Source organism: Streptomyces lincolnensis (assembly GCF_021173675.1).
GTDB classification, from domain to species: Bacteria; Actinomycetota; Actinomycetes; order Streptomycetales; family Streptomycetaceae; genus Streptomyces; species Streptomyces lincolnensis_B.
Genome location: NZ_JAIHON010000002.1, coordinates 330,862 through 354,968 on the forward strand (window position 1 = coordinate 330,862; position 24,107 = coordinate 354,968).

The 24,107-nt window shown below is 71.6% G+C and carries 25 protein-coding genes and 1 riboswitch; of the genes, 14 read left to right on the top strand and 11 right to left on the bottom strand.

What is annotated here, in order from left to right; all coding sequences use genetic code 11:
* Positions 1 to 48 precede the first annotated feature (48 nt).
* Positions 49 to 807, top strand: a complete 759-nt coding sequence (locus tag K4B79_RS05030; RefSeq protein ID WP_232025019.1) for an endonuclease/exonuclease/phosphatase family protein — start codon at positions 49 to 51, stop codon at positions 805 to 807.
* Here the strand turns inward: K4B79_RS05030 and K4B79_RS05035 are convergent.
* Complete coding sequence (locus tag K4B79_RS05035; protein ID WP_232025020.1) at positions 804 to 1,457, bottom strand: hypothetical protein; 654 nt, start codon at positions 1,455 to 1,457, stop codon at positions 804 to 806. The two genes, K4B79_RS05030 and K4B79_RS05035, sit on opposite strands and share 4 nt — an antisense overlap.
* A complete protein-coding gene (locus tag K4B79_RS05040) occupies positions 1,450 to 2,262 on the bottom strand; it encodes an alpha/beta hydrolase (RefSeq protein ID WP_232025427.1) in 813 nt (270 codons plus the stop codon). Before K4B79_RS05040 ends, K4B79_RS05035 begins: the two co-directional genes overlap by 8 nt.
* A gap of 223 nt (positions 2,263 to 2,485) precedes the next feature.
* Here K4B79_RS05040 and K4B79_RS05045 point away from each other — a divergent pair, with 223 nt between their 5' ends.
* The 4 genes from K4B79_RS05045 (at position 2,486) to K4B79_RS05060 (ending at position 6,366) form a co-directional block, all read left to right on the top strand.
* Complete coding sequence (locus tag K4B79_RS05045) at positions 2,486 to 3,298, top strand: lysophospholipid acyltransferase family protein (RefSeq protein WP_232025428.1); 813 nt, start codon at positions 2,486 to 2,488, stop codon at positions 3,296 to 3,298.
* Positions 3,299 to 3,335: 37 nt separating this feature from the next.
* Complete coding sequence (gene macS / locus K4B79_RS05050; RefSeq protein ID WP_232025021.1) at positions 3,336 to 4,553, top strand: MacS family sensor histidine kinase; 1,218 nt, start codon at positions 3,336 to 3,338, stop codon at positions 4,551 to 4,553.
* Positions 4,550 to 5,224: a response regulator gene (locus K4B79_RS05055; protein ID WP_232025022.1), complete on the top strand. Its 675-nt coding sequence runs from the start codon at positions 4,550 to 4,552 to the stop codon at positions 5,222 to 5,224. The genes macS and K4B79_RS05055 overlap by 4 nt, the downstream gene beginning before the upstream one ends.
* A 113-nt stretch (positions 5,225 to 5,337) precedes the next feature.
* The gene (locus K4B79_RS05060) at positions 5,338 to 6,366 is read left to right on the top strand and encodes a 6-phosphofructokinase (protein WP_232025023.1); all 1,029 of its coding nucleotides are present in this window, start codon (positions 5,338 to 5,340) and stop codon (positions 6,364 to 6,366) included.
* Positions 6,367 to 6,455: 89 nt separating this feature from the next.
* Here K4B79_RS05060 and K4B79_RS05065 read toward each other — a convergent pair whose 3' ends face one another.
* A complete protein-coding gene (locus tag K4B79_RS05065; protein WP_232025024.1) occupies positions 6,456 to 8,333 on the bottom strand; it encodes an anthranilate synthase family protein in 1,878 nt (625 codons plus the stop codon).
* Positions 8,334 to 8,425: 92 nt separating this feature from the next.
* Complete coding sequence (locus K4B79_RS48540; RefSeq protein ID WP_073723848.1) at positions 8,426 to 8,482, bottom strand: trp operon leader peptide; 57 nt, start codon at positions 8,480 to 8,482, stop codon at positions 8,426 to 8,428.
* A gap of 96 nt (positions 8,483 to 8,578) precedes the next feature.
* Here K4B79_RS48540 and K4B79_RS05070 point away from each other — a divergent pair, with 96 nt between their 5' ends.
* Together K4B79_RS05070 and K4B79_RS05075 are read left to right on the top strand one after the other, a co-directional pair.
* Positions 8,579 to 9,931, top strand: a complete 1,353-nt coding sequence (locus K4B79_RS05070; protein ID WP_232025025.1) for a class II 3-deoxy-7-phosphoheptulonate synthase — start codon at positions 8,579 to 8,581, stop codon at positions 9,929 to 9,931.
* 151 nt (positions 9,932 to 10,082) lie between these two features.
* Positions 10,083 to 10,331 carry a (2Fe-2S)-binding protein gene (locus K4B79_RS05075; protein ID WP_232025026.1) on the top strand — a complete coding sequence of 83 codons (249 nt, stop codon included), beginning with the start codon at positions 10,083 to 10,085 and terminating at the stop codon, positions 10,329 to 10,331.
* Here the strand turns inward: K4B79_RS05075 and bfr are convergent.
* Positions 10,328 to 10,807 carry a bacterioferritin gene (bfr, locus tag K4B79_RS05080; protein ID WP_232025027.1) on the bottom strand — a complete coding sequence of 160 codons (480 nt, stop codon included), beginning with the start codon at positions 10,805 to 10,807 and terminating at the stop codon, positions 10,328 to 10,330. The genes K4B79_RS05075 and bfr overlap by 4 nt on opposite strands.
* A gap of 174 nt (positions 10,808 to 10,981) precedes the next feature.
* Here bfr and K4B79_RS05085 point away from each other — a divergent pair, with 174 nt between their 5' ends.
* On the top strand, positions 10,982 to 11,614 hold the full coding sequence (locus K4B79_RS05085) for a sulfite oxidase-like oxidoreductase (protein WP_232025028.1): 633 nt from the start codon (positions 10,982 to 10,984) through the stop codon (positions 11,612 to 11,614).
* Positions 11,615 to 11,647: 33 nt separating this feature from the next.
* On the opposite strand, the gene K4B79_RS05090 is transcribed toward K4B79_RS05085, so the two are convergent.
* The 5 genes from K4B79_RS05090 to thiO all read right to left on the bottom strand — a co-directional run bounded on the left by K4B79_RS05090 (position 11,648) and on the right by thiO (position 17,013).
* Entirely contained in the window at positions 11,648 to 12,511 is an 864-nt protein-coding gene (locus K4B79_RS05090) for a deoxyribonuclease IV (protein ID WP_232025029.1), read from the bottom strand.
* A gap of 74 nt (positions 12,512 to 12,585) precedes the next feature.
* Positions 12,586 to 14,517 carry a Stk1 family PASTA domain-containing Ser/Thr kinase gene (gene pknB, locus K4B79_RS05095; protein WP_232025030.1) on the bottom strand — a complete coding sequence of 644 codons (1,932 nt, stop codon included), beginning with the start codon at positions 14,515 to 14,517 and terminating at the stop codon, positions 12,586 to 12,588.
* A gap of 307 nt (positions 14,518 to 14,824) precedes the next feature.
* Positions 14,825 to 15,619 (bottom strand): thiazole synthase, encoded by a 795-nt coding sequence (locus K4B79_RS05100; protein ID WP_232025031.1) that lies wholly within the window; start codon positions 15,617 to 15,619, stop codon positions 14,825 to 14,827.
* A 3-nt stretch (positions 15,620 to 15,622) separates the two neighbouring features.
* On the bottom strand, positions 15,623 to 15,823 hold the full coding sequence (gene thiS / locus K4B79_RS05105) for a sulfur carrier protein ThiS (protein WP_232025429.1): 201 nt from the start codon (positions 15,821 to 15,823) through the stop codon (positions 15,623 to 15,625).
* Between the two features lie 14 nt (positions 15,824 to 15,837).
* The gene (gene thiO / locus K4B79_RS05110; RefSeq protein WP_232025032.1) at positions 15,838 to 17,013 is read right to left on the bottom strand and encodes a glycine oxidase ThiO; all 1,176 of its coding nucleotides are present in this window, start codon (positions 17,011 to 17,013) and stop codon (positions 15,838 to 15,840) included.
* Positions 17,011 to 17,122: riboswitch (TPP riboswitch) on the bottom strand. (Overlaps the previous gene by 3 nt.)
* A 52-nt stretch (positions 17,123 to 17,174) precedes the next feature.
* Between thiO and K4B79_RS05115 the strand changes: the two genes are divergently transcribed.
* From K4B79_RS05115 to K4B79_RS05140, 6 genes are all read left to right on the top strand, one after another.
* The gene (locus K4B79_RS05115; protein WP_232025033.1) at positions 17,175 to 17,525 is read left to right on the top strand and encodes a hypothetical protein; all 351 of its coding nucleotides are present in this window, start codon (positions 17,175 to 17,177) and stop codon (positions 17,523 to 17,525) included.
* A 49-nt stretch (positions 17,526 to 17,574) separates the two neighbouring features.
* Positions 17,575 to 18,801 carry an NAD(P)/FAD-dependent oxidoreductase gene (locus tag K4B79_RS05120; RefSeq protein WP_374208421.1) on the top strand — a complete coding sequence of 409 codons (1,227 nt, stop codon included), beginning with the start codon at positions 17,575 to 17,577 and terminating at the stop codon, positions 18,799 to 18,801.
* Positions 18,802 to 18,867: 66 nt separating this feature from the next.
* Entirely contained in the window at positions 18,868 to 19,239 is a 372-nt protein-coding gene (locus K4B79_RS05125) for an Rv2175c family DNA-binding protein (RefSeq protein WP_232025034.1), read from the top strand.
* A 209-nt stretch (positions 19,240 to 19,448) separates the two neighbouring features.
* Complete coding sequence (gene thiE, locus K4B79_RS05130) at positions 19,449 to 20,129, top strand: thiamine phosphate synthase (protein WP_232025035.1); 681 nt, start codon at positions 19,449 to 19,451, stop codon at positions 20,127 to 20,129.
* Between the two features lie 189 nt (positions 20,130 to 20,318).
* Positions 20,319 to 21,242 carry a methylenetetrahydrofolate reductase [NAD(P)H] gene (gene metF / locus K4B79_RS05135; protein ID WP_232025036.1) on the top strand — a complete coding sequence of 308 codons (924 nt, stop codon included), beginning with the start codon at positions 20,319 to 20,321 and terminating at the stop codon, positions 21,240 to 21,242.
* 56 nt (positions 21,243 to 21,298) lie between these two features.
* A complete protein-coding gene (locus tag K4B79_RS05140; protein WP_232025037.1) occupies positions 21,299 to 22,288 on the top strand; it encodes an SCO2102 family sporulation regulator in 990 nt (329 codons plus the stop codon).
* 57 nt (positions 22,289 to 22,345) lie between these two features.
* Here K4B79_RS05140 and K4B79_RS05145 read toward each other — a convergent pair whose 3' ends face one another.
* Positions 22,346 to 23,860 (bottom strand): phytoene desaturase family protein, encoded by a 1,515-nt coding sequence (locus tag K4B79_RS05145; protein WP_232025038.1) that lies wholly within the window; start codon positions 23,858 to 23,860, stop codon positions 22,346 to 22,348.
* Positions 23,861 to 24,107: the final 247 nt, after the last annotated feature.

Consider the following 24,107-nt stretch of genomic DNA (forward strand, 5'->3'; position numbering starts at 1 on the left):
TCGCGCACAACCCTCGCGCCCCGAGTCATTGGGCGTACGTTAAGGACCATGGCGCCGCTCCCACAGTCCCGCACAGACCCCGACGGTTCAGCCCTCATCCGCGTACTCAGCTACAACATCCGCTCGATGCGCGACGACACAGACGCCCTGGCCAGAGTCATCACCGCCTGCGCCCCCGACCTCGTCCTCGTCCAGGAAGCCCCCCGCTTCTTCCGCTGGCGCAAGAAACTCGCCCGGCTGGCGGCCGCCTCCGGCCAGGTGATCCTCACCGGCGGCGGCACGGCGGCGGGCCCGGCGATCCTCTGCTCGCTCCGGGCCACCGTCGAACGCACCGAGGACATCCTGCTCCCGCTCACCCCGGGCCACCACCGCCGCGGCTTCGCCACCGCCGTCGTACGGTTCGGCGGCGCCCGGGTCGGCGTCCTGAGCTGTCATCTCTCGCTGCAGAAGGACGAGCGGTACGACCAGAGCGGCATGCTCCTGGACCGGCTGGCCGGCATGGGCGTGGAACACGCGATCGCGGGCGGCGACCTCAACGAACGCCCCGGCGGCCGCACCTTCACCCGGCTCGCCGAGGGCCTCCAGGACTGCTGGGCCACCACCCCGTGGGGCGGCGAGCACACCTGGACCCGCGACGCCCCCCACCGGCGCATCGACGCGATCTTCGCCACGAAGGGCGTCGAGGTGCTCGGCTGCGGGGTACCGCTGGGTCAGCCGGGTGTGACCGAAGCCGATCTCCTGGCGGCCACGGACCATCTCCCGGTCCTGGCCGCCCTCAGAATCCCGGCGAGCTGGAGCATGCGCTAGACGACCGCGCCCCGCCCCGGATCGTCGTCCTCCTCGTCACCCGGCCGCATCCGCATGACCAGCGTGGCGAAGCCGCCCAGGAAGCCGCCGATGCCGAGCGTGGTGAGCCACCAGGTCATCTCCCAGCCCAGGAGGACGGCCAGCAGAAGCAGCAGCGGCCCGCCGAGGACGCCCAGCCAGGCGAACTTCGCCGTGGCGTCGGCGGCGGGCAGCGGCGGCGGCTCCGGTGGCACGAAGTGCCCCTCGTCGTCCTCCGCGAAGTCGTCCTCGGACGGCTCCGGCACGCTGTAGTCCCGCGGTCCGACACCGGGCGCGAAGGCCACGGAGCCGCCCAGCGGCTTCGCCGGCTTGTCGTCCTTGGCGGTCTCCTCGCGCTCCTTGGGCTCCTCGGTCCCCTCGGCCTTCTTGGCCTCCTTGGTGTCCCCGGGAGCGGTGTCGCCGGACGTGTCGTCGTTGGTCTCGGGTTCCAGCAGGGCCAGGTCCTCGACCGACTTGAAGGGCTTGGCGCCCGGCGGGTCCGGCGGTTCCTCGCCGTACCCCGCGACGATGGCCGCCCACGCGGCGGCCTCGTCGAACGGGACGCTCTGCTCCACCGGCTCGCGGTCCTCGCGCTCCCCGCGGTCCTCACGCTCGGAGTCGTGCTCAGCCACCTGTGGCCGTCCCTTCCTGCTGGCTCGATCGGCCGGCCTCGGCCGCCTCCTCGCCGACACCGGGTGCGAGCCGGCCGATGAACGCGAGGCTCTCCGCGAAGATCCGGTCCGCGTCATGGTCCAACGTCGCCACGTGGTAGCTCTGTTCCAGCACGATCTCCTGTACGTCGATGGAGGACACCCGGCTCAGCACCCGCGCCGAGTCGGCTGCCGGCACCACATGGTCCACGGCGCTGCGCAGGACCAGCAGCGGCTGGGTGACCTGCGGAAGCTCGCCGTCGACCAGGCGGAAGAAGGTGCGCAGGGAGTGCGCGGCACGCAGCGGCACCCGCTCGTACCCCAGCTCGGCCTCGCCCTCCTTGGCGATGTCGCTGGCGATGCCCCGCGTCGTCCGGACGAGGTGATGGACCACCGGGAGGGCGTGCGCGGCCAGTCCGTGCATCCGGTTCGCCGGATTGACGACCACCACACCGGTGACCGCGTCCCCGTGCCTGGCGGCCAGCCGGAGCGCGAGTGTGCCGCCCATCGACAGGCCCGCCACGAACACCCGCTCGCACCTGTCGCCCAGCAGGCGCAGTTCGCGGTCCACCTCGGCGTACCAGTCCTGCCAGCCGGTGAGCTGCATGTCCTCCCAGCGGGTGCCGTGCCCGGGCAGCAGCGGCAGCGAGACGGTCAGGCCGCGCGCGGCGAGATGCTCCGCCCAGGGGCGCAGCGACTGGGGGGAACCGGTGAAGCCGTGGCAGAGGAGGACGCCTACCTCCCCGCCCTCGTGGCGGAACGGCTCGGCTCCGGGCAGGACCGGCACCTTCGGTCTCCTGTTCATGAGAGGGACGTGCGTGTTCGCGGGCGTGTTCGGACGTGCGTGTTCATGAGAAGGCATGCGCAAAGCGAGGTGTGATGCGAAGTCCAGGTGGCTTCACCGTACGCGACCGCACTGACACCGACCAGGGCCGTCGGGCTCATTGGCGGTGCTCCGGGTTAAGGTCTGATCTACGGATACAGGAGGCACGCGGGTGTTGTACGGCACGATGAAGGTCGCCATCGGAGGGCCGCTGAAGGTCGCCTTCAGGCCCTGGGTGGAGGGACTGGAGAACATCCCGGCCGAGGGCGCCGCGATCCTGGCGAGCAACCACCTGTCGTTCTCCGACTCGTTCTTCCTGCCCGCGGTCCTGGGCCGCAAGGTGACCTTCATCGCGAAGGCCGAGTACTTCACCACGCCCGGCGTCAAGGGCCGCCTCACGGCCGCGTTCTTCAAGGGCGTGGGCCAGCTCCCGGTGGACCGTTCCGGCGCCCGGGGCGCGGGCGAGGCGGCCATCAAGAGCGGTATCGAGGTGCTGGAGAGCGGTGAGCTGTTCGGGATCTACCCGGAGGGCACCCGCTCGCCCGACGGCCGCCTCTACCGGGGCAAGCCCGGCGGCCTCGCGCGCGTGGCGCTCGCCACCGGCGCGCCGGTCATCCCGGTGGCGATGATCGACACCGAGAAGATCCAGCCGCCGGGCAAGGTGATGCCCAAGCTGATGAGGCCGGGCATCCGGATCGGCCGCCCCCTCGACTTCAGCCGCTACCAGGGCATGGAGCACGACCGCTTCGTCCTGCGCGCCCTGACCGACGAGGTCATGTACGAGATCATGAAGCTCTCCGGCCAGGAGTACGTCGACATGTACGCGACGGCCGCCAAGCGGCAGATCGCGGAGGCGGCCAAGGCCGAGAAGGACGCGGAGAAGGCCGCCAAGGCCGCGCTCGCGAAGGCGGAGAAGGCGGAGAAGGAGAAGGCGGAGAAGGAGAAGGCGGAGAGGACGGAGAAGGACGCGAGGGCGGAGACGGAGCCGTCGGGGTCCTAGGATCCTGAGACACGGCAGTCCGGGCGGGGTGGGGGAGATGGCCAAACGCGTTCGCGTCATGCGGATGTCGGTCGAGCAGCCGCTGTGGCGCGCGCTCACCGGCTACCGGGTGCTCACCATGCTGTACGCGATGGGGCTCTTCGTCAGCCAGTACGACACCTTCGACCGGCCCCGCATCGCGTACGTCTACTACGGCGTCCTGTTCGTCTGGACGCTCGCCACCCTGCCCCGCGTCCAGAACGCGGCGGCCTGCACCAAGCGCTTCCTCGCCGCCGACCTCTCCATCGCGCTCACCGGCATCGTCCTGACCCCGCTGGCCGTCAACGACCACCACATCCAGACCGGCGGCCCCACCCTGCCGTCGATATGGACGGCCGGATCGGTCCTGGCGTTCGCCATCAAGGGCGGCTGGCGCTGGGCCGCCTTCGCCTCCACCACGGTCGCCGTCGCCAACCTGATCGAGCGTGGCACCTGGGCCCGGGACACCGTCCACAACGTGATCCTGGTCTGGGTCGCCTCCATCGCCATCGGCTACGTCGTCGAGGTCGCCCGCGCCTCCGAGCGCACCCTCGCCCGCGCCCTGGAGATCGAGGCCGCCACCCGGGAGCGGGAGCGCCTGGCCCGGGACATCCACGACAGCGTGCTCCAGGTGCTGGCGATGGTGCAGCGCCGCGGCGCGGTCCTCGGCGGCGAGGCGGCCGAGCTGGGCCGGATGGCCGGCGAGCAGGAGGTCGCGCTGCGCACCCTGGTCTCCGGCGGGCTGGCCCCCGTCTCCCGGATCTCGGAGGACGCGGCCGAGGGGGCCGTCGTACGGGCCGTCGACGAGCCGGAGGAGCCTTCCGGGCCCGTCGACCTGCGCGCGCTGCTCGCCCCGTACGCCTCCGCGAAGGTCAACCTCGCCGAGCCCGGCGCCCCGGTACCGCTGCCCCCGGCCTCGGCGCGGGAGCTGGCCGCGGCCGTCGGCGCCGCCCTGGACAATGTCCACCGGCACGCCGGCGAGGACGCGCGCGCGTGGATCCTGGTCGAGGACGAGCCCGACGAGGTGATCGTGACCGTCCGCGACGACGGCCCCGGCATCCCCGAGGGCAGGCTCGCGCAGGCCGAGGGGGAGGGGCGGCTCGGGGTGGCCCTGTCGATCCGGGGCAGGCTGCGCGAGATCGGCGGCAGCGCCGAGCTGATCTCGATTCCCGGGCAGGGCACGGAAGTGGAGCTGAAGGTACCGAAGGTCTCACGGGGGAAGGCAGGCACACGATGAGTGACAAGGGCCCGATCAAGGTCATGGTCGTCGACGACCACCCCATGTGGCGCGACGCCGTCGCCCGTGACCTGGGGGAGTCCGGTTTCGACGTGGTCGCCACCGCGGGCGACGGCGAACAGGCGGTACGCCGGGCCAAGGCGGCCGCCCCCGACGTCCTGGTGCTCGACCTCAACCTGCCGGCCAAGCCCGGCGTCCAGGTCTGCAAGGAACTCGTCGGCCACAACCCGGCCCTCAGGGTCCTGGTGCTGTCGGCGAGCGGGGAGCACGCCGACGTCCTGGAGGCGGTGAAGTCGGGCGCGACCGGCTACCTGCTGAAGTCGGCCTCCACGGAGGAACTGCTCGACGCGGTCCGCCGTACGGCCGTCGGCGACCCGGTCTTCACCCCCGGCCTCGCCGGACTGGTCCTCGGCGAGTACCGCCGCCTCGCCTCCGAGCCGGCGCCGGCCGCCGACCCCGACCAGCCCAGGGCCCCGGAACTCACCGACCGCGAGACCGAGGTGCTGCGGCTGGTCGCCAAGGGCCTGAGCTACAAGCAGATCGCCGAGCGTCTGGTGATCTCCCACCGCACGGTCCAGAACCACGTCCAGAACACCCTCGGCAAGCTCCAACTGCACAACAGGGTCGAGCTGGTGCGCTACGCGATAGAGCGCGGACTCGACGACGAGTGACGTCTCCCGGTGGCGAAGCGAAGTCTCCCGACGACGAGTGAGATCTCTCGACGCCGGGTGAGACCCGCGCCACACTGCCCTTCGTCAGGTACCTGCGGCGAAGGGACTTTTCCATGCGCGTCGGAGTACTGACCGGAGGCGGCGACTGCCCCGGGCTCAACGCCGTCATCCGGGCCGTCGTCCGCAAGGGCGTACAGGAGTACGGCTACGACTTCGTCGGCTACCGGGACGGCTGGCGAGGTCCGCTGGAGGACGCCACCGTGCGTCTCGACATCCCGGCCGTGCGCGGCATCCTGCCCCGCGGCGGCACCATCCTCGGCTCCTCGCGCACCAACCCCCTCCAGCAGGCGGACGGCATCCGCCGGATCCGGGAGAACCTCGCCGCGCGAGAGGTCGAAGCGCTCATCGTCATCGGCGGCGAGGACACCCTGGGGGTGGCCGCCACCCTGTCCGACGAGCACGGCGTGCCCTGTGTCGGCGTCCCGAAGACCATCGACAACGACCTGTCCGCCACCGACTACACCTTCGGCTTCGACACCGCGGTCGGTATCGCCACCGAGGCCATCGACCGGCTCCACACCACGGCCGAGTCCCATATGCGGGTCCTGGTCGTCGAGGTGATGGGCCGGCACGCGGGCTGGATCGCCCTGCACTCCGGTCTCGCCGGCGGCGCCAACGTCATCCTCATCCCCGAGCAGCGCTTCGACACCGAGCAGGTGTGCGCCTGGGTGACCTCCCGCTTCAAGGCGTCGTACGCCCCCATCGTGGTCGTCGCCGAGGGCGCGATGCCGCAGGACGGCGACATGGTGCTCAAGGACCAGTCGCTGGACTCCTTCGGCCACGTCCGGCTCTCCGGCGTCGGCGAGTGGCTGGCCAAGGAGATCGAGAAGCGCACCGGCAAGGAGGCCCGGACCACGGTCCTCGGGCACGTCCAGCGCGGCGGCACCCCCAGCGCCTTCGACCGCTGGCTCGCCACCCGCTTCGGCCTGCACGCCATCGAGGCCGTCCGCGACGGCGACTTCGGCCGGATGGTCGCCCTGCGCGGCACGGACATCGTGCGCGTCCCGATCGCGGAGGCCACGGCCCGGCTGAAGACGGTGGACCCGAAGCTGTACGAGGAGGTCGGGGTGTTCTTCGGCTGAGGACCGGCCAGGGCGGCGAAGGCCGGCGGGGGCCGGTGGGGACACGGGGCCGGCGGCCCACGCTCCCCACCGGCCCTCCACCGTCCCGGCTACAGGGCGGGCCGCCGCTCCGAGCACCTGCCGGCCCGCAGGCCGCCCGTCAACTCCCGTACGACGGTCGCGCCGTTCAGCGTCAGCACCGACTCGGGGTGGAACTGCACACCCGCCATGCCCGGCCCCCGCAGCGCGTGCACCTCGCCCGACGCGCTGCGGCTGACCTCGATGCCGTGCGCGGCCAGCTCCCGTGCCGTCTCGTCGTCGCAGCGCGCCACGAAGCTGTTGTAGAAGCCGACCGTCTCCGCCCGCCCGAACAGATCGATCTCCGTCTGCGCGCCCTGGTACGGCACGTCCTTGCGTACGATCTCCAGCCCCAGCACGGCGGCGAGCAGCTCGTGTCCGAGGCAGACCCCGAGCACGCCGTGCCGGTTCTCCCGGATCACCTCGGCGGTCAGGGCCCGCAGGAACCGCATCTTGGGGTCGCCGGCGTCGGAGGGGTCACCCGGCCCGGGGCCCAGCACGATGGGCCCCTCGTGCGCGAGCACCGCCTCCCGCAGGCCCGGCTCGTCGTACCGGCGGACGCTCACGTCGAGTCCGCTCGACCGCAGGACGTGCGCGAGCATCGCCGTGAAGGTGTCCTCGCCGTCGACGACCAGCGCGTGTCCGCTGAGCTCCTCGGCACGGTCCTGCATCCGCAGCCAGAACGGCGCCAGCGAGGAGCGGCGCCCGTCCAGCGCGGCCCGCACCCGGGGATCGTCGGCCAGCCGCGGCCGTACGGACTCCGCACGCGGCCGGGACGGCCGTACGCCGAGAGCCGCCAGGACCCCCGCCGCCTTCGCGTGGGTCTCCGCGACCTCGCCCGCCGGGTCCGAACCGCGCACCAGGGTGGCGCCGACCGGGACCCGCAGCTGTCCGTCGGCGGAGATGTCGGCGGTACGGATCAGGATGGGCGAGTCCAGGGTCTGGGCGCCGCCGGAGTCCCGGCCGAGCAGCGCCAGCGCGCCGGCGTAGTAGCCCCGCCCGCCGGTTTCGTGCCGCTCGATGACCCGGCAGGCGTTCTGCACCGGCGAGCCGGTGACGGTGGCCGCGAACATGGTCTCCCTCAGGACCTCCCGCACGTCCAGGGAGGACTTCCCGCGCAACTCGTACTCGGTGTGCGCGAGATGGGCCATCTCCTTCAGCCGCGGTCCGATCACGACTCCGCCCATGTCGCCGACCGTGCACATCATCTTGAGCTCCTCGTCGACGACCATCGACAGCTCCTCGACCTCCTTGCCGTCGGCCAGGAACTCCAGCAGGTGCTCGGGGGTCGGCCCCTCGGCGGGATAGCGGTACGTCCCGCTGATCGGGTTCATCACGACCGTCCCGCCGGACATCCGCACGTGCACCTCGGGGCTCGCGCCGACGAGCGTCCGCTCCCCGGTGTGCACGACGAACGTCCAGTACGCGCCCCGCTCGCCCACCAGCAGCCGCCGGAACAGGGCGAGGGCGTCGGCGCGCGAGAACCCCGGGATCGCGCCCTCGTACGTCCGCCGGATCACGAAGTTCGCGCCCTCGCCCGCGCCGATCTCCTCCCGCAGCACCCGCCCGACGATCTCGGCGTACTCCTCGTCGGCCACGTCGAAGCCGCCGCCCTCGACCCGCACGTCGTCGACGGGGAGCTGGGCGAGGGCCTCCTCCAGGACCAGGGTGTGGGTCTCCTCGGGCGTCAGCACCGCGAGGGGGGTCCCGTCGTCGCGGACGTCGAAGCCGCGCTCGCGGATCTGGCGGAACGGGATCAGCGCCAGGCCCTCGTCGGGGAGGTCGGCCAGGCGGTCGTACCCGGTGACGGGGCCGAGGAGCACCTCGACGGTGTTCTCGTCATGGCCGGGGGTGCGGCGGCGCAGCAGGGCGAACGGGCGGGGATCGCCGAGCAGGTCGAGCAGGTGCATGGGTCCGTTTCCTTCTCACTGGGAGGAACGGACCCGGGAAACGCCGAAGGCCGCCCCTCGGGCGGCCTTCGCGAAGTCGTGCGTACGCGCAGTCAGTGGGCCGCCGGATGAGCGGTCCACCACCAGGTCTGGGTCGAATGCGCGAACATGCGAGGCACCCTACCCCACGCGCACCTGAGCGTGAGGGCGTCTCACCTGTCGAGCCAGGCGAAAATCACTCGACACGACCCCGTAATGTTGAGGTCGTGACCGTGAACGCTAAGACCAGCTCCACCGCTGGCAACACCTGGCGAGATCTGCCCGCGGCGCAGCAGCCCGAGTACCCCGACACCGAGGCTCTGCGCGCAGTCGTTGCGGACCTCGAGTCGTATCCGCCGCTCGTCTTCGCGGGCGAGTGCGACCAGCTGCGCGCGAGGATGGCGGCCGTCGCCAAGGGAGAGGCGTTCCTCCTCCAGGGCGGCGACTGCGCGGAGGCCTTCGACGCGGTCTCCGCCGACCAGATCCGCAACAAGCTCAAGACCCTGCTCCAGATGGGCGCCGTGCTGACGTACGCCGCCTCGGTGCCGGTGGTCAAGGTCGGCCGGATCGCCGGGCAGTACTCCAAGCCCCGCTCCAAGCCCACCGAGACCCGCGACGGCGTGACCCTGCCCACCTACCGCGGTGACTCGGTCAACGGCTTCGACTTCACCGAGGCCGCCCGCGTCCCCGATCCCGAGCGGCTGAAGCGGATGTACCACGCCTCCGCCTCCACGCTGAACCTGGTGCGCGCCTTCACCACCGGCGGCTACGCCGACCTGCGCCAGGTGCACGCCTGGAACCAGGACTTCGTGCGGTCCTCGCCGTCGGGGCAGCGCTACGAGCAGCTGGCCCGCGAGATCGACAACGCGCTGAACTTCATGCACGCCTGCGGGGCCGACCCGGAGGAGTTCAAGACGGTCGAGTTCTACTCCTCGCACGAGGCGCTGCTGCTCGACTACGAGTCGGCGCTGACCCGGGTGGACTCCCGGACGGGACAGCTGTACGACGTCTCCGCGCACATGGTGTGGATCGGCGAGCGCACCCGGCAGCTGGACCACGCGCACATCGAGTTCGCCTCGCAGATCCGCAACCCGGTCGGCATCAAGCTCGGCCCGACCACCACGGCCGAGGAGGCGCTGCAGTACATCGAGCGCCTGGACCCCGACCGTGAGCCGGGCCGGCTGACCTTCATCGTCCGCATGGGCGCCGACAAGGTCCGCGACAAGCTGCCCGAGCTGGTCGAGAAGGTCACCGCCTCCGGCGCCACCGTGGCCTGGATCACCGACCCGATGCACGGCAACACCTACGAGGCGGCCTCCGGCCACAAGACCCGCCGCTTCGACGACGTGCTCGACGAGGTCAAGGGCTTCTTCGAGGTCCACAAGGGCCTGGGCACCCACCCGGGCGGCATCCACGTGGAGCTCACCGGTGACGACGTCACCGAGTGCGTGGGCGGCGGCGACGAGATCTTCGTCGACGACCTGCACCAGCGCTACGAGACGGCCTGCGACCCGCGGCTGAACCGCAGCCAGTCGCTCGACCTGGCCTTCCTCGTGGCCGAGATGTACAGGGACCAGTAACGGTTTCGCCTATTACATGAGCATGCGGTGGGGCGCGGATCACATACGATCCGCGCCCCACCGCACTTTTAAGGCTCCTGTGAGCCGGGTAAGGTTAGGTTAGCCTCACCGATCAACGGGACGGCACCAAAGCGAACGATCCCGGCGGGAGGTGGACCGCGTGTACGTCTGCAACTGCTTCGGCGTGACCGAGGCGCAGGTGAGGAAGCACGCGGCGGACGGCGCCTGCACGCCCCGCCAGATAGCCTCCGCCTGCAAGGCGGGTACGGACTGCGGATCGTGCGTGCGGCGGATCCAGGCACTGCTGGGCCGGGGCGCGTGCCCGCGCCGTGACCTCGCTGACCAGGGTGAATCGGTTCTGGCCGAGCCGGTCCTGGCCGAGTTGGAGGAAGCCGCCTAGCTCTCCGGCTGCTCGATCAGCTGGGCGATGTAGAGCGCCTCGCCGAGCTTCTCCAGGATGTCCAGCTGGGTGTCGAGGTAGTCGATGTGGTGCTCCTCGTCCTCCAGGATCGACTCGAAGATGTTCGCGGACGTGATGTCGCCCTTCTCGCGCATCACCTTGATCCCGCGCTTGAGGCGGTCGATCGCCTCGACCTCGATCTGCCGGTCCGCCTCGAACATCTCCTTGACCGTCTGCCCGACGCGCACATGGAAGAGGCGCTGGTAGTTGGGCAGTCCGTCCAGGAAGAGGATCCGGTCGGTGAGGACCTCGGCGTGCTTCATCTCGTCGATCGACTCGTGTCGCGTGTACTTCGCGAGCTTCGTCCAGCCGAAGTTCTCCTGCATCTTCGCGTGCAGGAAGTACTGGTTGATCGCGGTCAGCTCGGCAGTCAGCTGCTCGTTGAGGAATTCGATGACCTCGGTGTCGCCCTGCATCGCAGAGGCTCCTTCCGACCGTGGGAACTGGCGGGTTGCGCCGCATCCTTGCATCGGGAACGAAGATCGTCCAGTAAGTCTTCACTTAGTAAGTAAGGGCAGGCTTAGTTCTAATTGCCCGATATGGGCAGGGGTTGGTCATGTGCACTGCCCGAGGTCTGTCAGGATGGAGACATGGGTCAGCCGGTGGAACGCGAGTCTGGAGAAGAGGCGTACTCCGAGCTTCCGCCGGGGCAGCGACTCCAGCGCGGCTGGCCGGTCACGCACTACGGCCCGGTCCCCAAGTTCCGTCCCGAGCGCTGGGAGTTCCGCGTCTTCGGCGCCACCGCGGACGGCGAGAAGCACTGCTGGAACCACGAGGAGTTCACGGCCCTGCCGTACACCTCCGTCCTGGGCGATCTGCACTGCGTCACGAAGTTCAGCATGCTCGGCTCCGAGTGGGGCGGCGTTCCGGCCCGGACGATCCTGGAGATCGCCCCGCCCGCGCCGAGCGTCACCCATGTGATGGTCTGGGCGGAATACGGATTCAGCTCGAACCTGCGCCTCGCCGACTTCGCGGGCGAGCGCACGATCTTCGCCACCCACAAGGACGGCGAACTGCTCACCGCCGAGCACGGCTTCCCGCTCCGCCTCGTCGTGCCCCATCTGTACGCCTGGAAGGGTCCCAAGTGGGTCCGCGGCGTGGAGTACATGACCGCCGACCGCCGCGGCTTCTGGGAGGAGCGCGGCTATCACAACGTCGGCGACCCCTGGAAGGAACAGCGGTACTCCTACCAGGAGGAACCGGGGGACGGCCCCGAGCTGTGACTCAGGGACGGGGTGAGGGTCGCGACCTCCGACTCAGCCGTCCCGCAGCTTCTTCAGCCGCTCCACGTCCGCCGCGTGCCCCTCTTTCCCGCCGGGCGTCTCGATGATCAGCGGTACGCCCTCGGTGGCGGGGTGGGTCATCAGCTCCCGGAACGGGTCCTCGCCGATGTGACCGGCGCCGATGTTCTCGTGACGGTCCTTGTGGGCACCGACCACGTCCTTGGAGTCGTTGGCGTGGATCAGCTTCAGCCGGCCCTCGCCGACCGTGTCCACCAGCAGGTCCAGGGTCTGGTGCATGCCCGAGGGACCGGTCAGGTCGTGTCCGGCGGCGAAGATGTGGCAGGTGTCCAGGCACACGCCCAGCCTGGGGTGGGCGTCCAGTGCCTCGAAGTACGGCCCGAAGTCCCAGGTCCGCGAGCACAGCGAGGCGCCCTGCCCCGCGGTCGACTCCAGAAGCAGGTACGGGTCGTCCTCGTGGGTGAGCTCGTCGAGCAGCGGCAGCAGATGCTCCCGCACCTGCTTCAGGGCCACGGAACGGTCCCGTCCGCCGGTCGCGCTCCCCGTGTGCACGACCACGCCCAGCGCCCCGATCTCCCGGCCGCGCCGCAGTGAGTGCCGCAGCGACTCCACCGACCTCTCCACGGTCGCCTCGGTGTGCGAGCCGAAGTTGATCAGGTACGGGGCATGGACGTACGCCGGGATCGACTCGGCCTCGCACACCGCGCGGAACTCCTCGTCCTGGCGGGGATTCCCGGTGGGCGTGGCCCAGCCGCGCGGGTTGGCGACGAAGACCTGGACGGTCTCGGCCTTGAGGTCATGGGCGTACGACAGGCCCACGGAGTGCAGGCCGCCGGCCACGGGGACGTGGCCGCCGACGGGGTTGCGCTGAATCGTCACGGATTCAAGGGTGTCATGCTGCCGGGGGTGCTCCGTCAGCGGAGGGTTGCCCGGTCAGGGGTGGTCGCTCTCGGTCAGCGGATGGTGATCGTGATCGTCGACCCCTTGGGCGCGCTCTCCCCGCCCGCGACGGACTGTTTGCTGACGGTGTCGCCGAAGAGCCCGAGCAGTCCGCGGTCCTCGTCGACCTGGAAGCCGGCCCCCTCCAGGGCGGCCTTGGCGTCGTCCACCTTGTCGCCGGTCACGTCCGGGACCTCGACCATCTCGGGGCCCTTGGACACCGTCAGCGTGACCGTGTCGCCCTCGGCGGCCTGGCGGCCGTCCGCCGGGGTCTGCAGGGCGACCTGGCCCTTGTCGAACTCCGAGGAGGTGACCTGCTGGGGGGAGACCTTCACCTTCAGGCCCGCCTCCAGCAGTTCCGCCCGCGCGTCCTCGACGGTCCGGCCGGTGACGTCCGGGACGTCGATCGGGCTGCCCTTGCTGACGGTCAGCGCGATCGCCGAGCCCGCCCGCCGCGTGGTGCCCTTGTCCGGGGTGGTGGAGATGACGGAGCCCTTCGGGACGTCGTCGCTGAACTCCCGGGTGACCATGCCGGGCTCCAGACCGCTGTCCTTCAGCAGGGACCTCGCCTTGTCCAGGCGGTAGCCCTCCACGTCCGGCACCCGGACCGTCTCCGGCCCCTTCGAGATGGTCAGCGTCACGGAGTCATTGCTCCGGATCCGGCTGCCCGGCTGCGGGTCGGACTTCATGACGGTGCCGCGCTTGAAGGTGTCGCTGTAGGCCTCCTTGACGTCACCGACGTCCAGTCCGGCCGACTCCAGCCGGTCCCGGGCCTGCGCCTCGGTTTTCTCCAGCAGCCTCGGGACCTCGGTGAACTGGCCGGCGTTGATGTACCAGACGCCCGCGCCGACACCGAGGACCAGCAGCACGGCGGCGATGATCGCCATCAGACGGGGCCGCGGGCCGCCTCGGCGGCGTGGGGGCAGGGGCGGCGGCGACTCCAGCCGACTCGTGCGGTGGTAGCCGCCCTCGGGCTCGTCCTCGTTCACCGGCAGCGGCCGGGGGACGGTCAGCGAGCGCGGGATCACGCTCGTGCGGTTGTCGGAGTTGTCGTGCGCCGTGGCGGTCGCCTGCGGCGGTACCGCGTCCAGCTGGTCCGCGCTCAGCGCGGCGCGCGCCTCCCGCGCCTGGGCGAGCAGCGCGACCGCGTCGTACGGGCGTAGATCGGGGTTGCGGGCCGTCGCGGACGCCACCAGCTCGTCCAGTTCGTACGCCAGTCCCGGCACCAGGGCCGAGGGCGGCGGCACGTCCTCGTGAAGGTGCTTGTAGAGCACGATCGCGGGGGAGTCCCCGTCGTGCGGCCTCTCACCGGTGAGCATCTCGTACAGGACGACACCGCACGCGTACACGTCGACCCGGGGGTCGGCGGCGCCCGGCTGCTCGATCTGCTCAGGCGCGAGGTAGGAGACGGTGCCGAGGACGGCGCCGGTGGTGCTGGTGACCGTGTCCACGGAGCGCACCAGACCGAAGTCGGCGACCTTGACCCGGCCGTCGTCCCCTATCAGCACGTTCTCCGGCTTCATGTCCCGGTGCACGAACCCGGCGCGGTGCGCGGCGCCGAGCGCGGCCAGCACCGGTTCCAGGATGTCGAGCGCGGCCCGGGGCTGCAGCGCGCCTCGGTCGCGCAGCACGTCCCGCAGGGTGCAGCCGGCGATGTGCTCCATGGCGAGGTAGACGTACGACCCGTCGGTGCCCTGGTCGAAGACCTGCACGACGTTCGGGTGCGCGAGCCGGGCGACGGACTTCGCCTCCCGGATGAACCGCTCCACGAACACCCCGTCCGCCGCGAGCGCGGGGTGCATCACCTTGAGCGCGAGCACGCGGTCCAGGCGGGTGTCCACGGCCCGGTAGACCGTGGCCATCCCGCCGACCGCGATACGCGCGTCCACGCGGTAGCGGCCGTCGAGCACCTGCCCGACCAGGGGGTCCTGAAGGGTCGTATCCACGCAGGTGAGTGTACGAGTTGTCGCTGACAGTCCAGCGGGATCGGGGTATTTCGGGGCTGGACTGAAGCGGAGCTGTGACGGGGATCGCATGGAGCGGGGGCTTGGGGGCGGTCGGTCGTCTGCGGCTGGGTGGGAGCTGGTCGCGCAGTTCCCCGCGCCCCTTGGGTGGGTGCGGTCACCGTTGCTTGCCTGCTCCGCTGCCGTAGCTGCGGGCAATCGTGCTGCTGGGGCGGCGCCCGTCCCACAGAGAGGCGGCACCCCGCAAGCGCGGGTGAGCGCCCCCACCCCCCGCCGCACCCCCGGGCGCCTAGAAAGCAGGCCGCTCCGGATCCAACCGAGCAATCCCCTCCACCGGCGACGACGCCTCCGCGAAGTGCCGCCTGGGAATCCGCCCCGCCCGGTACGCCAACCGCCCCGCGTCCACCGCGTGCCGCATCGCGTGGGCCATCAGCTCGGGCTCCTGGGCCCGGGTCACGGCGGAGGCGAGCATCACGCCCGCGCACCCCAGCTCCATCGCCAGCGCCGCGTCGGACGCCGTCCCGGCCCCCGCGTCGAGGATCACCGGCACACGCGCGTGCTCGACGATCAGCTGGAAGTTGTGCGGGTTGCGGATGCCGAGCCCGGAGCCGATGGGGGAGCCCAGAGGCATGATCGCGGCGCAGCCGACGTCTTCCAGCTTCCGCGCGAGCACGGGGTCGTCGTTGGTGTAGGGCAGCACGGTGAAACCGTCGTCGACGAGGGTCTCCGCCGCGTCCAGGAGCTCGATCGGGTCCGGCAGGAGCGTGCGCTCGTCGGCGATGACCTCCAGCTTGACCAGGTCCGTGCCGAGGGCCTCGCGTGCGAGGCGGGCGGTCAGGACGGCCTCCCCGGCGGTGAAGCAGCCCGCCGTGTTCGGCAGGACCCGGATGCCCAGCTTCTCCAGGACGGACAGCACGGACCCGTGCACCGAGGGGTCCACCCGCCGCATCGCGACCGTGGTCAGCTCGGTCCCGGAGGCGACCAGCGCCCGCTCCAGCACCTCCGGGCTGGGCGCGCCGCCGGTGCCCATGATCAGTCGGGACGTGAAGGACGTACCGCCGAGGACGAAGGGGTCGTCGGCCATGGGTCAGCCTCCTTGGACGGCGGTGAGGACCTCGACGCGGTCGCCCTCGGAGAGGGGCGTCGAGGGCCACTGCGCGCGCGGGACGACGGTTTCGTTGAGGGCGGCGGCCACTCCGGAGGGCGCCGGGGTCAGGGCGCGCACGACGGTGTCGAGCGCCGTGCCGGAGGCGACCTCGCGCGGCTCGCCGTTGACGGAGATGGAGATGGTGACGGAGAGAGTCATGCGGGTTGCTCCACGAGGGCCATGGGTTCCGTGGTGATGAAACGCTTCGGCGTGAACGGGCGGGCCTCGTCGGGGAGTTCACCGGTGGTCAGCACATGGGCCATGGCGTCACCGGTGACCGGCGTCAGCAGCACCCCGTTGCGGTAGTGCCCGGTGGCCAGCAGCAGCCCGTCCAGACCGGTCGGGCCGAGCAGCGGCGCGTTGTCCGGGGAGCCGGGCCGCAGCCCCGCCCGGGTCTCGGTGAGCGGCAGTTCCGTGATCCCGGGCACCAGCTCGTGCGCGTCCCGCAGCAGCTCGTACACCCCGCCCGCGGTCACCGTGGTGTCCCAGCCCAGTTCCTCGCTGGTCGCCCCGATCACCAGCTCGCCGTTCTCGCGCGGCACCAGATAGACCTGGCTGCCCCGCACCACGGCGCGCACGGTCCGGCTCAGGAACGGCGCGTACCGCTCCGGCACGGTCAGCCGCAGCACCTGCCCCTTCACGGGCCGTACGGGAGGCAGCACCGCGTCGGGAACCCCCGCGAGCCGCCCGCTCAGGCTGCCCCCGGCGAGGACCACCTGCCCCGCGCCCAGCGCCTCGCCGTCGCGCGTGACCACGCCCGCCGCCCGCTCCCGCGGCACGGTGAGCCGCTCGGCCCACACCCGGTGGAAGACGACGCCCGCCCGCTCGCACGCGGCCAGCAGGGCCCCGGCGAGGCGGCGCGGGTCGATCTGGTGGTCGCCGTCGACCCGCAGGCCCCCGCGCACGCCCGGCGCGAGCATCGGCTCCAGGCGCCGGCACTCCCGCCCGGACAGCCACTCGGAGTCCAGCCCCGACTGCCGTTGCAGGGAGTGCAGTTCGCGCAGATGGGCGCGGTCGTCGGCGTCCAGCGCGACGGCGAGCGTGCCGCACTGCCGGTAGCCGAGGTCCCGCCCGGTGAGTTCGGTGAGCTCGGCCGCGAAGTCCGGGTAGCGGCGGGCCGAGGCGAGGTTCAGCCCGAGCAGGGTCTGCTCGCCGTAGTGCAGTTCCGTGACGGCGGCCAGCATCCCGGCCGCCACCCGTGCGGCCCCGCCGCCCGGTTCGGGATCCACCACGGCCGTGGTGAACCCGCGCTGTGCGGCCCGCCACGCCGTGACGAGCCCGATGATTCCGCCCCCCACGACGAGGACGTCTGATGTGTGCGTACGCGACATGGGCGTCCAGCCCCTCCCTTCGCCGGCATGACCCGGATCAGGTTCGTACGGTCGGAGGCCGCCAGCCTCCCTCTCAGCCCGGTGCGTCCGGGCTCCCGCGAGTGCTCTACGTTGGCCACCCTAGCCCGACGTCGTATGTCTCAGTAAGGGAGCCTCCGCCCGTGGCACGCTCGCTCGACGGTCTCGTCCTCGCCCCCGTCACCGACCAGGCCCCAGGTCAGGTGGGCACCAGGACCCGTTTCACGTACCACGAGCAGGGCGGCGAGATCTGGGCCGAGTACGCGGGCGGCGACGTCGTACGCGGGCATCTGCTGGGCACCCGTGAGGGCGACCGTCTCGACTTCCGGTACGTCCAGCTCAAGCGCGACGGATCGACGTCCTCGGGGCACTGCGTGTCGACGGTCGTCGACCTGCCCGACGGCCGTGTACGGCTGGAGGAGACCTGGGAATGGGAGTCGCAGGAGGGCAGCGGGACCAGCGTCGTGGAGCAGGTCACGGAGCGGGACTCCTGACTGACGGATTGTCAGTTGCCCGAGGCGATCAGGTGTCTAAGGTGATCGGGTGAGCGAGCAGACACATGCGCGGCGACGGGTGGTCGTCGTCGGCGCGGGCATGGCCGGGGTGCAGACCGCCGTCGCCCTGCGGGAGCAGGGCTTCACCGGCGGCGTGACGGTGATCGGCGCGGAGCCCCACCAGCCGTACGACCGGCCGCCGCTGTCGAAGGCCGTCCTGCTGGGCAAGGCCGAGGACTCCGCCTTCGAGGTGGACTTCGAGGGCCTCGGCATCGACCTGCGGCTCGGCCGCGAGGTCCTCGGCGTACGCCCCGCCGACCGCGAGCTGGACACCGCCGAGGGCCCGGTGCCCTACGACGTCCTGGTCCTGGCCACCGGCGCCGAACCGATCCGGCTGCCGGGCGCCGAGGGCGTCCCCGGCGTCCATCTGCTGCGCACCCTGGACGACGCCGAGCGGCTGCGCCCGGTGCTGGCACGGCAGCACGACATCGTGGTCGTCGGCGCGGGCTGGATCGGCGCCGAGTTCGCCACGGCCGCGCGCGAGGCGGGCTGCGCGGTGACGGTCGTCGAGGCCGCGGACCGCCCTCTCGCGGGCGCGCTGCCCGCCGAGGTGGCCGAGCCGATGGTCTCCTGGTACGCCGACGCCGGAGCCGTCCTGCGCACCCACGCGCGCGTGGAGCGCGTCGAGCCCGGTGCCGTCCTGCTGGACGACGGCTCGCGGCTGCCCGCCGGCGCCGTCGTCGTCGGCATCGGCGCCCGCCCCGCCACGGCCTGGCTGGCCGGTTCCGGCATCGCGCTCGGCCGGCACGGCGAGGTCGTCGCCGACGACCGCCTGCGCACCTCCGCGCCGGACGTCTACGCGGTCGGCGACTGCGCCTCCTTCCCCTCGGGGCGCTACGGCGAACGCCTCCTGGTCCACCACTGGGACAACGCCCTCCAGGGCCCGCGCACGGTCGCCGCGAACATCATCGGCGAGGCCGTCGGAGCGGTCCCGGCGGTCTACGACCCGGTGCCGTACTTCTGGTCCGAGCAGTTCGGCCGCTTCGTCCAGTACGCCGGTCACCACGCCTTCGCCGACACCACCCTGTGGCGCGGCGAGCCCACCGGGCCGGCCTGGACGGTCTGCTGGCTGCGCGAGAACCGTCTGGTCGCCCTGCTCGCGGTGGGCCGCCCCCGGGACCTGGCCCAGGGCCGGCGGCTGATCGAGGCGGGCACCCCGATGGACCCGGCGCTGCTGACGGATCCGGCGAAGCCGTTGAAAACGGCCACGGCGTAGTGCGAAAAGCGCAGGTCGGGGGAGTCCGGCTTCCTACTGTCAGTGCGGGATGGCACGCTTGTTTCCGTGACCGAGATTGACGCAAAGATCGATGCTCTCGTCCCCGCCTGGCTCACCCTCCCCGACATCGCAGAAATGCTGGATGTCGAGGTGACGCGTGTGCGGCAGCTGGTCAAGGACGGCCAGCTCATCGCCGTACGCCGTGGCGAGAACCGCGCGCTGCACGTTCCCGCCGCCTTCATCGACGGGGCCGAGCAGAAGGTCGTCAAGGGCCTGTCCGGGACCTTGACGCTCCTGCGGGACGACGGCTTCAGCGACGCAGAGATGCTGGAGTGGCTCTTCACCCCCGACGAGAGCCTGCCCGGCACGCCCGCACAGGCCCTCAGCGAGAATCGCGGCACGGAGGTGAAGCGCCGGGCCCAGGCGCTCGCCGTCTGATCCGATCCGACTGATCGCAGACCGATCCGCACACCGTCCGGAGTACGGGCCGGGGCGCGCGCGTCACGGCCCGGCCGGAGTCATGGCTCCATGGCCTCCGGCCGGGGCCCGTCGCGGTCCGTCGAGCCACGCCTGTGGTTCACTACGGCCCGCCGCCGACCGCACCGGCCCACGGCCCGTACGCCACCGACACCCGGGGGGACCTCCGCATGCCCGTCACGTCCGACACCGCCGCCCGCGACCGGCTTCCCGACGCCCGGCTCTACCTCTGCACGGACGCCCGCAAGAAGCAGGGCGACCTCGGCGACTTCCTGGACGCGGTGCTGAGCGGCGGCGTGGACATCGTCCAGCTGCGCGACAAGACCCTGGAGGCCGACGAGGAACTGGCCCTGCTGGAGCTCTTCGCCGACAAGTGCCGCCGGCACGGCAAGGTCCTCGCGGTGAACGACCGGGCCGACGTGGCCCACGCGGCCCGCGCCGCCCACCCCTGGGGGCCCGCCGTCCTCCACCTGGGCCAGGGCGACCTCCCCGTCCCCGCCGCCCGCGCGATCCTCGGCGACGACCTCCTCATCGGCCGCTCCACGCACTCCGAGGCCGAGGCCGCCGCGGCCGCCGTCCAGGAGGGCGTCGACTACTTCTGCACCGGCCCCTGCTGGCCCACCCCCACCAAGCCCGGCCGCCACGCACCCGGCCTCGACCTGGTCCGGTACACCGCCGCCCTCGGCACCGAGCGCCCCTGGTTCGCCATCGGCGGCATCGACCTCGGCAACCTCGACGAGGTGCTGCGGGCCGGCGCCCGCCGGGTCGTGGTCGTCCGGGCGATCACCGAGGCGGACGACCCCGGCGCCGCGGCGGGGGAGTTCGCGAAGCGGCTACGGCACGTGGCGTAGTCGACCGGGCGACCAGTCCATCGGTCGGATGATCGACCTGGTGAGCGGTCGGATGATCGATCAGGTGGTCGGTCGGATGATCGGCCGGGGTGTCCGGCGAGTGTCCGAGGGATGGACAACAAGTCGACAAATCCGGCAAATTTCCCTGATCCGGTTGGGAGAGGGCCGCCCCCTGACTAACCTGCGGGTATGGCCCTCGGAACCGCATCCACCAGGACGGACCGCGCACGCACGGTGCGTGACATGCTCGCGACCGGCAAGACGACGTACTCCTTCGAGTTCTCGGCGCCGAAGACGCCCAAGGGCGAGCGGAACCTGTGGAGCGCGCTCAGGAGGGTCGAGGCGGTCGCCCCGGACTTCGTCTCCGTGACCTACGGCGCCGGTGGCTCCACCCGCGCGGGCACGGTCAAGGAGACCCAGCAGATCGTCGCCGACACCACGCTCACCCCGGTCGCCCACCTCACCGCGGTCGACCACTCCATCGCGGAACTGCGCAACATCATCGGCCAGTACGCCGACGCCGGGATCCGCAACATGCTGGCCGTGCGCGGCGACCCCCCCGGCGACCCCATGGCCGACTGGGTGCCCCACCCGCAGGGTCTGACCTACGCCGCCGAACTCGTCCGGCTCATCAAGGAGTCGGGCGACTTCTGCGTCGGCGTCGCGGCCTTCCCGGAGATGCACCCGCGCTCCGCCGACTGGGACTCCGACGTCGCACGCTTCGTCGACAAGTGCCGGGCCGGCGCCGACTACGCCATCACGCAGATGTTCTTCCAGCCGGAGTCCTATCTGCGCCTGCGTGACCGAGTCGTCGCGGCGGGCTGCGAGACCCCCGTCATCCCCGAGGTCATGCCCGTGACCAGCGTGCGGATGCTGGAGCGGTTGCCGCAGCTCAGCAACGCGGCCATCCCCTCCGCCCTGAAAGAGCGGATCCTCACAGTCAAAGACGATCCGGCGGCTGTACGCTCCATTGGTATTGAATTCGCCACGGAGTTCTGCGCACGGCTGCTGGCCGAGGGAGTGCCCGGACTGCACTTCATCACGCTCAACAACTCCACGGCTTCACTGGAAATCTACGAGAACCTCGGTCTGCACCACCCGCCGCAGGCCTAGACCGGCCACGCCGGTATACGACACACTGCGTAGCGGCTACTGGGAGAGGGGCGTACATGGGCTGGACGGTCCTCTACATCGCGTTCGGAGTCGTCGCGCTGTGGCTGCTGGGTGAAGTGCTGTTGCAGTACAAGGCGCGGCTGCGCTGGCGACTGCTCGCCTTCGCCGGGTTCCTCGGCGTGGTCCTGGGTGTCCTGATCCCGTCCGTGATCGTCATCGCCCTGGGCGCCGCCGCCTTCGCGGTCGGCCAGACCTACGTCACCCTCTCCTTCCGCCGCGGCTTCGCACAGGGCTGGGCGGTCAATCCGCCGGAGGCCCTCGGCAACCTGGTCGGCGGCAAGCGCAACCGCCGCGACCGGGGCCGGCAGGAGCCGACCCTGGAGGTCACCGACCTGGAGAGCGGCGAGGCGGGCTTCGCCGAAGAGCCCCCGTACGCCGACGGCACCAAGTACGGCCAGGACACCGGCGCCTACGGCCAGGACGACTACGACCGCGACGACGTCTTCACGCCCGCCCGTCCCCTCCAGCCGACGGCCGCCGAGACCACGTCCGTGTACGAGCCGCAGCCCCTCCCCGACGACACGGGCTCCTACGGCATATACGACACCGGCTACGCGGCCGCCGCCGACGCCTCCTACGCGGCCGCGGGCCAGCCCCAGGACCAGTACGCGACGGCCGCCGCCGACCAGACGTACGGCTACGACGGCTACACCGGCTACGACCAGCAGCAGTACGGCTACGATCCGGCCGGACAGCAGCAGTACGCCGCCTACTCCGACCCGTACATCGGCACCCAGACCTACGACGGTTCCGGGTACGACGCCTCCTACGGCGGCCAGCAGCAGTACGGCCAGCAGGGCTACGCCCAGGACCAGTACGCCACCGGCACCTACGGCGAGACCCCGCCCGGCGGTGTGTGGGTGCCCCAGCAGCGCAGCACCGACGACCCGTACGGCGCCGAACTCCCGCCGGAGCAGCAGCAGTACGGCCAGCAGGGCTACGACCAGACCCAGGGCAACGGGTACGGCGACCAGTACCGCTTCTGAGGGATGTACTCCTCCTTCTGAGGAACCGCCCGCCCGTTCGGGCCCCGGGGCTCGACGTCACTGAGAGCCGCGGAACTCCGGCCCCTCGACGATCAGTCCGGCCACGAGCGCGCCCGACATGCCCGCGTGGGCGAGCCCGCCGCCCGGGTGCGACCAGCCGCCGACGGTGAACAGACCCGGTGTTCCCGTGCTGTTGGACGGATGCAGCAGGCCGCCGGCTCCGGCCGCCAGTGCCGGCGCCGGGACCGAGCCGCCCTCCGCGCCGGTCTCCTCGGCGATCTCGGCCGGAGTACGGACCTCGTGCCAGAGCAGACGCTCGCGCAGATCGGGTACGGCACGCCCGGCGGCGGCGATCATGTGCTCGACGCCACGGTCGACGTCCGGCTGCTCCGGTCGTCCGCGGCCGGTCTGTGCCGGCACCACCGAGGTGAGGGTGATCGCCTCATGGGCGGAGTCCGGGACCAGCTTCGGGTCGTCGGGACGCAGGACGGTGACGGTGGGGCGGGTGTCCGTCCCGAGCGGGGTACCGAACAGAGCCTCCAACTCGCCCTCCCGGTCGGGCGCGTGCACCACCGTCCGGTGGGCCACCCCTTCCGGCCGCGGACCGCGCAGCGCCATCAGCACCGTCAGACGGCTCGCCGCCCCCCGCTGGGCCGGGACGCCACCGGCGGGCCGCACCACCGACTCCCGGACCAGTCGGTCCACCACCGCGGGAGCCGTGCCGGCGACCACGAAGTCCGCCTCCGCCACGGACCCGTCGGCCAGCTCCACCCCGGCCGCCCGGCCGTCCTTCTCCAGCAGCCCCGTGACCTCGGCGCCGAAGACGAACTCGACCTTCCTGGCCACGCACCGCTCGTGCACCGCGCGCGCCAACTCCCGTATCCCGCCGCGGACATACCAGGTGCCGAAGGCGTGCTCCATGTACGGCAGCACGGCGGCGCTCGCCGGGACGGCGCGCGGATCCAGGCCGTACGCCAGGGCGTGGCTCTCCAGGAGGGCGGCGAGCCGGGGGTCGCGCAGCTCCCAGGCGGCGACCTCGGCGAGGGTCGTGGCCCTCCGGGTGCGCAGCAGTCGCTTGTGCGGGACCGCCGGGTAGGGCTCGCGCTCGGCCAGCACCGACCAGTTCGGCCAGAGGGGCTCCTCCAGGAGCGGTCTGCGGGTCCGGTCCCAGGCCTCGCGCGCCCGGACCAGGAAGTCGCCCCAGCGCTGCCCGGCGGCCGCACCGAGCGCCTCGTCCAGGGCCGCGACGACACCCGCGCGCGAGGCGTTCGGCAGGGACACCTGTGTGCCGTCGGCGAAGACGTGCCGGGACGACGGGTCGACCTGGACCAGCTCGACGCACGCCTCCAGCGGCTCCTTGCCGGTCTTCAGGAACAGGTCGCGGTAGACCGCGGGGAGGGTCAGCAGTCCGGGGCCCGAGTCGAAACGGAAGCCGTCCCGCTCGAAGCGGCGCACCGCTCCGCCGTACGTGTCCGTACGCTCGTACACCGCCACCCGGTGGCCCGCGACGGCCAGCCGGGCAGCGGCCGCCATCGCGCCCATGCCGGCGCCGATCACCGCAATCCGTGCCATGCCCGCGACTTTATCGGCCACCACCGACAATCCGTCCGCGGGCCCGTGACCTGCCGAGTTCACGGGGGACCGGCCCCGGATCCCCCGGGCGAGGGAAGTACGGACGCGGACGCGATCGTCACCACTGGGTGACAGAGCGTCCTGGGGGTGAGTGCGCAGGGCTGAGTACGCGTACCTAGTGAGTGAGTTGAGTACGCGCGCGGATGGGCTGCGACCTGCGGGAACGAGAGAGTGGAGGCACGGAGAG